The sequence below is a fragment of the Micromonospora sp. KC721 genome (genome assembly GCF_004348355.1).
Taxonomy (GTDB): Bacteria; Actinomycetota; Actinomycetes; order Mycobacteriales; family Micromonosporaceae; genus Micromonospora.
Genome location: NZ_SMJY01000199.1, coordinates 1 through 10,809, shown reverse-complemented (window position 1 = coordinate 10,809; position 10,809 = coordinate 1). Strand labels below are relative to the sequence as shown.

Here is a 10,809-nt window from a genome sequence, read left to right as displayed (position 1 = left end):
CACCCACCCTAAGCTGCAAGATCAGCTTGGAAAAGGCTCAATGTACGGACGCAGCGGCTTCGCTCTCCTACGACACCGCATCCTGCTCGACCAGGCCAAAGCCACCCACCCCACCCTGGCCAAGACCTGGGTCGACGCCGGCTTCAAAACCGCGTCGTCGAACACGGCGCCACCCTCGGCATCGACGCCGAAGTCGTCACCAAAGACCACAGGTCAGAGGATTCTCAATAGTCAAGCGGCGATGGGTTGTCGAACGCAGCCTCGGCTGGATCATGCAGCACCGACGCCTCGCCCGCGACTACGAAGCCCTACCCGACAACTCCGCCAGCATGATCCGCATCGCCATGATCGACAACCTCGCCAAACTCCTCAACGAAACCACCCCAACCTGGCGAGACACCTAAACACGCATTACCCACAAAATACGTGAATCAGACGCCCTCTGAGGACGAGGGCGTGCCAAGGGCGCCAGTTTTCAGGCGTCGTCGACTGTCGACGAACATGAGGTCGTGCGCGACTTATGCACCGGCGGCCATCGAGCCCTGCGTACGACCGTAGCCACAGGACGACGGTGAACGCAAGCGCTTGCGTTGCGTTGTCACATCGGTTTAGTGTCCTTTCATGTCCTCAATGGACCGGGAGGGAACCAAAAGGTGAGCACAAGCCTGGAGGACGTCGCGAGGTCCGCCGGCGTCTCGCCGTCCACCGTCTCGCGCGCCCTGCGAGGTTTGCCCGGAGTCAACGAAGACAACCGCAGGCGCATTGCCGAGATCGCCGCGTCTTTGGGTTACGTCATCTCGCCGGCCGCCTCCCGGTTGGCAAGCGGCCGGATGCACACGATCGGCGTCGTGGTGCCGTATGTGAATCGCTGGTTCTTCGGGCAGGTAATTCTGGGCGTGGAAAGCGTGCTGCGGGCCCGGGGCTTCGACCTGCTGCTGTACAACATCGGTGACAACGCCGGCCGGGAGCGGTTCTTCGTGGAGATGCCGCTGCGTCGCCGGGTCGACGGCGTGATCGTGCTGAGCCTGCCGTTGTCCAAGTCTGAAGTGGACCGACTCACCGAGTTGAATGTGCCCGTTGCGGTCGTGGGTGTGGCGGCGACGCCGTTCGCCTGCGTGCGAATCGATGACGTTTCTGGCGCGATAACAGCGGTTCGGCACCTCACACAGCTCGGGCATCGCGACATCGGATTGATCTCCAGCGGTACCGAGATACCAATGAACTTCACGACCCCTGTCGAGCGCCGAAACGGCTACCTTACCGCACTCAACGAGGCTCACATTGATTATGATGCCTCGCTTGAGGCGATCGGCGGCTTCACGATCGCCAGCGGTGAACGCGCCATGGCACGACTGCTCCGGGGGGTACGCCGCCCCACGGCCGTGTTCGCCGAGTCCGACGAGATGGCCTTCGGAGCTTTGCGCGCCATCCGCCGTGCTGGGCTGCGCGTGCCCGTGGACATCTCGGTCGTCGGATTTGACAACCACGACATGGCCGACCTGCTGGACCTGACGACAATCGAGCAACCAGTGGTGCAGCAGGGCGAGACCGTCGCGCAGATGCTGCTCGACCTGCTGGCCGCCGGTGGCGAGCCGAGCGGACAGCTGGAGGTGCTTCCTACCCGCCTGCTCGTGCGCGGTAGCACCGCCCCTCGCGCGCACGCCGATGCCTTACCGGCTCACTATTCCACCTGATCAGGTGCGGGGCGCGGGCACCCGCACCGAAAACAATAGCGGCGACCGGCGGTGGTCCGCCTGCCTACCCAAAGGGATCGGCGGCGACGGATTCGCGGTGGATCAACGGCGGATCTGCTGGGCCGCTGACGGTTGCTACCCGGGCTGAAGGGGTGACCAGCATGGTACTCAGCGCCCGCGCGCCCATCTCCGCGGTGGGTCGTGCCAAGGTCGTCACCCCGGAGACTCCTGCACGATCGCCTCATGATCACCCTAGTCGACGATGGAGCAATCCGTGAGAATACGCAGCTCCAGGCCGGTCGCCCGGTATGCGCCCCTGGCCATCCCGGACGGTGGGCGCCAGCCGAACTACGCGCGGTGGACAGAACACGCAACGATTGGCTGGATGTGGAGCCGCTTCGCGGAACGTCGGGGAGGGGCGTTACTCGTCTCGGGCCGCACCGGTCAGGGGAAGTCGTACCTCGTCAACGCCGTACGGCGACACTTCCTCGGCAAGGTCGACATTGTCGAACTGTCGCTGGGAGCGGGGTCTCCTCGTCGGACCGGATTTCCTGTCCCACCTCCGCAGCATCCCGGCCGGCGACAGGCCAAACTCGTCACCGCCTGCAGAGACCAATGGATGACCGCCTTGAACGCCGCGAAGCGCAGCGGTGCCTCGACGTTGGTGATCGGAGACGGACTGGCCGCGGCGGATATGCAGGCTGTCCACGCGCTCGGAGCGTTGCTGCGCACGGACATTTCTGCGCCGATCGTCTTTCTGCTGACGCTGAATCTCGACGACGCCGCACCGCCTCTTCGACGCCTGTGGACGGCGTGGGAGGAGGAGCTGAGGGTCTTCCGTCTTCGGCTGTCACCGCTGCCGACCCCCGAGGCGGTACGGTTGGCCCGGTCGCTCCTCCCGGAACATCTGCACGAGGACGGGCGGGCCGAACTGGTAGCCCGTGTATCCGGGGGGAACCCCGGGATGATCTCGGAGTTGTGTGCCTGGGACTCGGCGACGACCGGGCACGACCGTCCGTGCGGCGACGGGACCGACCCCGAGGAGGGCTTTGTCGCAAAAGACTCTTATGGGGGGCCGACCGCCATTTCGCGGCGGCGGGTCGCCGCGGCGAACGGCGACAATGTGCTGAGCGTGCCCGCTCTGGCAGATCACGCCACCAGTCCCGGAATGATCAGTGATGTGCTCGGGGTCGACCTGGTCAAGGTGTCGGAGACTCTGGACCGAGGCGTAGCGGCCGGTCTTGTGTCACATACCGGCGATGAGGAAGGTCCCAGATACCAGCTGACCCATCCACTCGTGCGATATCTGCTCGTTGACGCCGTCACGCCACAGGAGCGCGCTCAGGTACACCGGCGGTTGTCGGGCTACCTGGGGCGGATCATCGCTGGGCGTCCATCCCCGCTCGCGCTGAGGGCCGCGCAGCATCGTCGTGACGGTGGACTGGCCGATTCGGTGGCCGCTCACTACTACTACCTGGCCGCCGCTTGGTTTCTTCAGCAGGGGCAGGGGGACCGGGCGGTTCGCGCATGCGCCGAGGGGCGAGCCTGCCGTCCTGACGCAGCGGATCTCGCCCGGCTGCTGGAGGTCGAAGGCCTCAGCAACCTGCGGCTGCGACGGAAGGAGGTCGGCCTCCGGCTCCTGCTGGATGCGGTGGATGCAGCGCGGGCGACGGACGACGGATCGCTGTTCGCGTCGGTTACCGTGACGCTCCTTGCCGAATTGCCCGCATCCCAGGCCGTCACGGCCGACGTCGGAGAGGCGTTGACGCGCTGTCCTGAGGATGAGCTCGGCCTGCGCGCCCAGCTCCTTGCCCGCAGTGCCCTCCAGGCCCGCCCGGCCGGCGAGAACGTCTATGTGGCGAAGGCATGCGAGGCCGTGAAGCTCGCCTGGCATAGCGGGGACCTGGGTGCGGTCGGCGCTGTGATCGGGCTCTTCGCGGAGAGCTCCCCGCCACACCTCGCCCCGGTGCTGTCGCGGTCCGCGGCGCGGATTCGGCAGGTCCAGGACGTCGTGGCGGAGCCGGTCATGCCCGCCCTGCTCTACACGGCCATCCGAGAGGGCCGCCGTGAGGCGTTCGAGGCCATCGCCCTCGAGGTCGCCGAACGGGGGCTGGCGTCGTCCGCCCCGTCGGGGCGCCGGCTGGCGGTGGCCATCGAGCTGGCAGCCGGTCTCATCGACGTGGATGAACGGCGGGCGGTCGCGGCCGCTTTGGACGCTGACGGAGGGGTTCGTTTCTGTCTGCCGCCGCGAAGAATGCTGCGGCTGCTCTGGCGCTTTCACACCGGCCGCAGCCTCGGCACACCGCTGCCCAACGACGTACCGGTGAAGGAGACGGACCACATGCGTCTGCTGTCGGCGGCCGAGTTGCTCCTTCGGTCGGAGTCCAGAACCGGCGGCGGGAGTCTCGTCGCGACCGCCACACCCAGCTGGCCCGCTCCGGGCTCGGTCCCCCACGACGAGACCTGGGCTGTCTGGCTGGTACTGCACGCGCGCGCTGCCGTCCTGGCCGGGGAAAGCCGCCTCGCCGCAGACGTCGTCCAGGAGCTGTTGCCGTTCCGCCACGAGTTTGCGGTCATCCCTCCCGGCATCCCCATCGTTCCTGTGGGCTGGGTGCTCAGCGACCTGTTCGAGCTGCTCGACAGACCAGAGGACGCGATGGCCTCGTGCGAGCAGGCCGAGGAACTGAGTAGGTCCCTGCGAGCGCGCGCCTGGGTGGCCCGCTGCCTGACGCAGCGGGCACGCCTGATCAAGGAGCGGGACCGAGTGTCGGCAATCGCCGCGCTGGCCGAGGCACGCCACCTGGCCTTGGACGCCGGGCTCTTCGAGATCGCTTCCACGGCCGATGCACAGATCCGGTTGCTGGCACACCGGGAATTCGCGCTGCCGGTCAACGACGAGCCCGAACCGCCAGTGCGGCCGGACGGACCGAGCGACGAGACAGCCACCTTGCTGAAGCACCTTTGTGGAGGACGGACGAACGCCGAGATCGCGAGGCTCATGTACTGCAGTGTCGCGACCGTCGAACGGCGCCTCACCGGGCTGTACCGCCGATACGGGGTGAAGAATCGCGCGCAATTGGTCGCCATTCTACTGACCCGCCACAACAGCCCTGACCGATCCGTCCGGCCGAGGTCAAACGCCTGACGCCACCTCGTCTTCCGCGGAGGCCACGGACCGGGTGCACGACTGGACGCATTCGAGGACACCACGCCCCGCCTCCGATCGGGTCATCATTGAACCCTTTTCCAACCTGAACCGCGCGGGGCGTACGCCCCCTCCGACCTTGCGGTCCATCGGAGCGCAAGGGGAGGTTGAAAGGGTTCATTCGGTCCGCCGGAGCAATATGCCCCGTCTTGTCTGTCGCCGCAGGTTCGCTGGCCGAATGCCAGGCCACGCTGCTTCCAGCGCTGCACTGGGCGAGCCCGAGTCCGACGGAAGCCGATGGTCAGCACCGGGGCGAGGGAAGTCCCTCGACGTGAGGATCATCCGTTGACGGTGTAACGGAAAGGTCGTCTAGTAGATCACCAACGGGAGCGGGAAGCGACCCGTCAGCGACGAGCAGACTTTTCCCATCTACGGCGGAAGGGACGCCGGACCGGTTTAACCGCCCGCGGCCGTGACCGCCAAGGACGAGCAACAGGCCCGGCGCCAGAGATCCGCCACGGCAGACGTTGGAGCTGGCACACGAAGCCACAGGACACGCTTCGCCCCGGCCCCCGCCGTCGACCGGTGCCGGGACGACATATCGACTCGGGAGGAACACATGGGGTCAGGACGTCTGCCCAGCGGCAGATGGACGCCTGCGGCGGGCCCCGGAAAGGCCGGCCAGACGAGGAGAGCCGCATTCGCAGCGGCACTTCTTCTGATCGCCGGCGCGCTGGCGTCTTGCGCACCACAGTCCACCGCACCTACCGCTGGATCGCCGTCGTCGTCCATGCCGGGCACCTCGACCGCCGAGTCCGGTCTCGCTCCTACCGGTTCAGCACAGGCACCTGCCGCCGGGCGAACGTATCCGCCGTCGCCGCTGTGTCACGCCCTCGACCTGGCCGCGGCGCAACGGATCTCACCCAGCCTGAAGTTCTCGGCACAGCTCATGCCGCAGCAGGGCGAGGCCCCGGATGCCTGCAGCTACGCCGCCGACGACGGAACTCTTCTCCTCAGCCTCGCGTCTACCTCGCGGCCGTACGAAACAGAGGTGGAAATCGCTGCTGGTCTTGTCCGGGATCCGAAGGCGAGCCAGATGAAAAGCGCGTCCGTCCGGCCACTTGAGAGTCTCGGGGTGGGCGCCTTCGCTGAGGTCCAAGTGCCTGAGGGGCCGCCGCAGACCGTCACCTTCGTCGTCTGGCAACCCAGTCATCACGTCCACCGAGGGTGGGTCCTCTCGCTCGCCCAAGCGGGAACCACAACCGCCGACCACAGTGCCGAACTGTTTCGCCTCGCCCAGTCCATCCACCTCCGCCTTCCCGACCCGCCCGAGACGTAGGAGGGGCGTGATGATCCAGTACCACGACTGCGTAGGGCTCCTTCGTTCCACCGGGATGGTTCCATCACCCCGGCCATTGCGGTGTTCAAATCCAACGAGCAGGGAGAAACGAATGCCTGGTCGATCTTCACGCGCCACGTCAACCAGTCCTGGCCGGCCACCGGCGCGTCGTCGGCTGGCGCTCACCGCCGGGGCCACCGTCCTGGCCTGTGTGTTCAGCAACTTCGCGGCCGCACCGGCGTCGGCCGCTGACCCGCGGGGGCCCTGGAACCTCATGCTGAGGTCCTCGATTGCCGGAACCCGATCGATCTCCTACCAGAACTGGACGCTCGGGACGCGGCCCCTGTGCTGGCAGGCTGACACCGGACAATGGCGGAACACCGGCCAGCAGGTCAGGGCCTGGCAGCAGATCACCGTTATTGCGTACGCGAATCGAGGCTGCCCGGCCACCGGCGTGCTCAGGGGCGGCCAATTGGGAATGCTCGTCCCGGAGCAGACCAGCGGTCTCACAAACTACTGGCTGTCCATCGATTACTGAGTGGATTTCGGCTCAGAAACAATCTTGCGAAAGGAGCGACCGGTGAAGAAAGTGACCGGTGCGAGCAGGGATCGGATCACGGCAGTGCTGGCGAGCGTGGCTCTCGCGCTCGGCTTCGCATCCTGGGGGTCGCCGGCCGAGGCTGCGAATGGCAGGCACACGCTGGCCGTTCGGGTCGCCTGGAACGTCAAGGCGGTCCAGGTCGCCATCGTGGGCCAGGCATACCGGTGCGTGGCACTGCCGGCAAAGGACCCCTCGCAGACCTACCAATGGTTCAACACGGGTCTGACCTACAACGACGGCACCGAGCTTCGCGTCAACATGTATCTGTCGTCGAACTGCCAGGGCGACAGCAACTACTGGGGCGGCAAGCGCGTAACCGTTTCTTCTGACAATCTCACCTACTTCTGGCTCGACATGGCGCGTTGACGACGCTACCGAGCGCCTTGGGGACGGCGACTTGCTCGCCGCTCCCGCAGTTCCCAGATGTTCGTCTCCGTTAGGGGGACGACACGGTCCCATCTATCAAGGGGAGGATTTTGTGGCAATCGCGGTCTCACCTGAGAGTACGGCCCATCGAAGCAAATCGGTACGGCAACGGTGGTGGATGTCGGTGGTGGCTTCGCTGACGATTCCCTTGGCCCTGCTGATCGGCGCGCAGCCGGCCTCGGCGGCCACCTACGCGTGCATGCACTACCAGGGTGAGAACATCAAGGCATCGGACACCCGGACGTGGGTAACCCAGCGGGCATCCAACACCTGGGAGGACTGGATCTTCAGGGGTCCGGAATTCCGGTGCCCGACAACCGCTCCGTCCTGTAGCTACGCGTGGGGCCAGACCAAGTCGACCGCTTACAACGTCGGGCTAATGGGCATGGTAGGCGTTCAGGGGAATCCCGCAACCCTGTTGGCGCAGGCCCTTCCGTCGTGGTCGAGGACGACCACGTACACCACGTCGTTCACGTACACGACCACCCTGCGGCCGGGGCAGTACGCCCAGCCGATCCAGGTGGTCGTGCGGCGCTGGACCCAGGGCAAGCTGGAGAACTACTGGCACTACGACCCGAACTACCGCAGCTGCGGGAACCGGCCCGGCTCTGACTACCGCGGCTACGTGAAGGTGGCGGGTCCCGCCACCTGGACGGGGAACATCGAGGAGCGACGCTACGACACGTACCACCAGCGCTTCTGAGCTCTGATCGCTCGACAGCGGGCGGTCCGGCACCGGTCCTCAGGGCCAGGGTCGAACCGCCCGCTCAGCTGGCCGACATACCGGAGCGGCCGTCCCTGGCCGAATCACTCGTAGCTGGACGCCGTTTCATCATGCTGGCGGATGTCGCGGCGATCGAGGGGGTGCATGTCGGAACGCACACCGTCCACCTACGACTCCGAGAAAGGCCCCACTGCCCGATGTGTGGGTGTCGCAGGATGAGGGTTGGCTGGCGTTCGGGGTCCGATCCCAGCGCGCCCAGTCCCCACACCCAGGTCAGAGCGCTGTCGAGGGAGAACGCCCCGCCGGTGTAGAGGGAGCCGGTGAACTGGGCGGCGGTCGCGGCCATCGTCAACCCGACGAGTTGATCACCGGCGTCGGCCGCGAACCCCCACGTGGCGTAACCGCAATAGCTGAAGCCGAAGACACAAAGTTGGCCTGTGTACCACGGCTGGTCGGCCAGCGAAGCAATCGTATCCAGACCGTCCGCCCGCTCGTGCCGCATCGGCGCGAACTCGCCAAGGCGACCAGCCCGTACACGGTGATGTTCTCCCGGCAGGCCCGCCGCAACCTGCACGAGGACCTGCCGCTGGAGGTGGCGGTCGCGACGACGGAGACCATCCAGCGCGTGATCGCAGTCAACCCCTATCGGGCTGGCAAGCCACTCAACGAGCCCTTCGACGGCTTCCACTCCGCCCGCAGCGGCACGTACCGGGATTATCTACCGGATCAACGAGGCCAACTGCCGCCTACTCCATGACGACGGTCGACCCGAACGCTTCGACGCCGGCAGCAACGGCTCCAACACCGACCACTGCACGTCGGTCAGGTCGAACCGCCTCGTCACCGCTAACGACCTCGTGCACGGTTGGTAGCACGAAGATGAGCGGCGTGTCACCGAACGTGAGGTGTGGCGGGTAGGGCTCTACGCCGCCGGGTGGTGTTCTCGCTGCGGCCGGTGTGTTGGTGGTCGGACAGGAGGCCGGCGATCGCGCGGATGGTGGTGTCGAAGGACTCGCGCCGGCCGTGGTAGCGGCCGAGGATTCGCCAGTTCTTGAGGTGTCCGATGGCGTGCTCGACCCGGATGCGCTGGGAGGAGTGCCGTTTGCGGGCCGCCTCGTGAGCGGCGATGACACTCGGTGGCAGGGAGGTTTGACGCTTGCGTGGCTTGGGTCTGGGGGTGATGACCGCGCCGCCTGTGTCGGTGCCCAAGCCCTGGTAGCCGGCGTCAGCGAGGATCTGCACGCCCAATGGCGCGTTCAGGAGAAGGTCGACCAGTCCGGCGGTGCGGGCCTGGGTGACGTCGTGCATCGAGCCGGGGCGGGTCTCGCCGCAGAACAGCAGCCGGCCGAGCGGATCGCAGATCACCAGGGCCTTCATCGTGTTCAGTCGGGCCTTGCCGGAGACGAACCGGTCCCGGCCCGCTCGACCGGCGGCCGGCCGGCGTACCCGTACCTCGGTGGCGTCCATCAACGCCTGCGGGTGGTACTCAAGGTGGGCCACCACGTCGCAGAGGGTCCGGAGCCGGACGCCGTCACGTACCCGGCAGCCGCGTTCGGCCAGCAGAGGTCTGATCTCGGCGATGCTGCGGCTGATCGTCGAGCGATGCACCCCGAACCAGGCCGCGATCACGTCGTGGGTGAGCCCGTGCCGGAGATGGACCAGCGTGGCCAGCAGCCGATCCACGAACCCGAACCGGTGCTTGGCACCTGCTCCGATCCCGCGACGGCGGACCCGCGAGGCGAGCCGGTCACGGTGCCGTGCCTGCCACCGCGGCCTCAACTCGCTGACCAGGCCCTCAATCACTGAGCGGGACAGGCCCGTCAAACGCCGATTGGTCATGATCGCAGCACCCACCATGACGCGAACAACGATCATCGATGCTCAAGGACTCGCAACCATGCACGAGGTCGTTAGGGTGTCCACGAGGGTCTCCGGTTTCAGGTTCTGCTTCGTCGCTGAACCATCGGAGACCTCACCCATTTCCGATCTCCGACACGCGGAGACCCTCACGCCAACTCAAGCCCCGGCACCGACTTCGACACAGGCCCTAGTAATCTCTCTCGTGCACGAGCGCCTGCCCGATGCCGTGAGCCCGCCACCAAGCGACGCTTCGATGATGTCGCAGCCGGGCTCAAGGGTCGGCGCGGGCCCAGATCCTGGACCGGCCTGGACCGCGCCACGGACCCCGGCCTGGTCAGCGCGGGTCGCACCACTGAGTGACTGCGACCCGTTAGCTCGGCCAGTTCCCGCGGAAACGCACCTTCGGCATAGCCGGTTGCGACGAAACGCAGGAGTGTCAACCGCTGCTCCGCGATCTGCTTGGTGCCGTTCGTCCGGACGAACTCAGGCAAGGTCTGGTAGACCTTCCGATCCGGATGCGGCAGCGCCCGATTTTGGCGCAGCTCAGGTGTCGCGAAGTGAGGAGACCTTGTTGGCAGCAGCAGGAATCACGTTGTTGGGGCCGACGTACGGCCTGGACACCCACCTGGTTCCGGAGAACCCGACACCGTCGAAGAGCTCCCAGGTGTGTCCACTTCGATTCCAGATGCTTTCGATGTCGTTGTTCATTCCGACCGGACCCGAACTGTCCCCAAGGTTGCCGTCACCGGTCGAGAAATACGCAATGGCGCCCGACCCATTCGGGCCGGTGAACACGCACATCCTGAAGTTCGGGCAACGGTCGTACCCCGTCGCCGCGGACGCGGGTGGCGCCGCAGCAACGACCATCGCTGCCCCGATCGATGCGGAGACGAGCAGACCCTTGATTCGCATGAGACTCCCTCTTGAACGGTGGGTGGGCTTGCGAGCAAGGATAAGTAAGGCGACGAATCGAATCCTATGAGCCTTTTCCAAGCTGATCTTGCAGCTTAGGGTGGGTGC

General features: G+C 66.3%; 10 protein-coding genes and 1 pseudogene. 8 read left to right on the top strand and 3 right to left on the bottom strand.

Annotated features, from left to right (window positions below; translation table 11 throughout):
• Nucleotides 1-82: 82 nt before the first annotated feature.
• From E1182_RS25415 to E1182_RS25385, 7 genes and pseudogenes are all read left to right on the top strand, one after another.
• A pseudogene (locus tag E1182_RS25415) lies at nucleotides 83-404 on the top strand (transposase); the annotation flags it as partial.
• Between the two features lie 249 nt (nucleotides 405-653).
• A complete protein-coding gene (locus E1182_RS25410; RefSeq protein ID WP_132269802.1) occupies nucleotides 654-1,694 on the top strand; it encodes a LacI family DNA-binding transcriptional regulator in 1,041 nt (346 codons plus the stop codon).
• A 619-nt stretch (nucleotides 1,695-2,313) separates the two neighbouring features.
• Entirely contained in the window at nucleotides 2,314-4,839 is a 2,526-nt protein-coding gene (locus E1182_RS25405) for a helix-turn-helix transcriptional regulator (RefSeq protein WP_165942714.1), read from the top strand.
• A gap of 790 nt (nucleotides 4,840-5,629) precedes the next feature.
• On the top strand, nucleotides 5,630-6,178 hold the full coding sequence (locus E1182_RS25400; protein ID WP_132269798.1) for a hypothetical protein: 549 nt from the start codon (nucleotides 5,630-5,632) through the stop codon (nucleotides 6,176-6,178).
• 211 nt (nucleotides 6,179-6,389) lie between these two features.
• Nucleotides 6,390-6,716, top strand: a complete 327-nt coding sequence (locus E1182_RS25395) for a hypothetical protein (protein WP_132269796.1) — start codon at nucleotides 6,390-6,392, stop codon at nucleotides 6,714-6,716.
• Between the two features lie 42 nt (nucleotides 6,717-6,758).
• Entirely contained in the window at nucleotides 6,759-7,145 is a 387-nt protein-coding gene (locus tag E1182_RS25390; protein WP_132269794.1) for a hypothetical protein, read from the top strand.
• 178 nt (nucleotides 7,146-7,323) lie between these two features.
• On the top strand, nucleotides 7,324-7,908 hold the full coding sequence (locus E1182_RS25385) for a hypothetical protein (protein ID WP_165942713.1): 585 nt from the start codon (nucleotides 7,324-7,326) through the stop codon (nucleotides 7,906-7,908).
• 64 nt (nucleotides 7,909-7,972) lie between these two features.
• Here E1182_RS25385 and E1182_RS33080 read toward each other — a convergent pair whose 3' ends face one another.
• Nucleotides 7,973-8,431 carry a CocE/NonD family hydrolase gene (locus E1182_RS33080; protein ID WP_132269789.1) on the bottom strand — a complete coding sequence of 153 codons (459 nt, stop codon included), beginning with the start codon at nucleotides 8,429-8,431 and terminating at the stop codon, nucleotides 7,973-7,975.
• On the opposite strand from E1182_RS33080, the gene E1182_RS25375 reads away from it, so the two are divergent.
• Complete coding sequence (locus tag E1182_RS25375; protein ID WP_243706415.1) at nucleotides 8,423-8,686, top strand: type II toxin-antitoxin system RelE/ParE family toxin; 264 nt, start codon at nucleotides 8,423-8,425, stop codon at nucleotides 8,684-8,686. The two genes, E1182_RS33080 and E1182_RS25375, sit on opposite strands and share 9 nt — an antisense overlap.
• 134 nt (nucleotides 8,687-8,820) lie before the next feature.
• Here E1182_RS25375 and E1182_RS25365 read toward each other — a convergent pair whose 3' ends face one another.
• Both E1182_RS25365 and E1182_RS25360 read right to left on the bottom strand, forming a co-directional pair.
• Nucleotides 8,821-9,768, bottom strand: a complete 948-nt coding sequence (locus E1182_RS25365) for a transposase (protein ID WP_243706414.1) — start codon at nucleotides 9,766-9,768, stop codon at nucleotides 8,821-8,823.
• 564 nt (nucleotides 9,769-10,332) lie between these two features.
• The gene (locus tag E1182_RS25360) at nucleotides 10,333-10,701 is read right to left on the bottom strand and encodes a peptidase inhibitor family I36 protein (protein ID WP_132269785.1); all 369 of its coding nucleotides are present in this window, start codon (nucleotides 10,699-10,701) and stop codon (nucleotides 10,333-10,335) included.
• Between the last annotated feature and the right edge of the window lie 108 nt (nucleotides 10,702-10,809).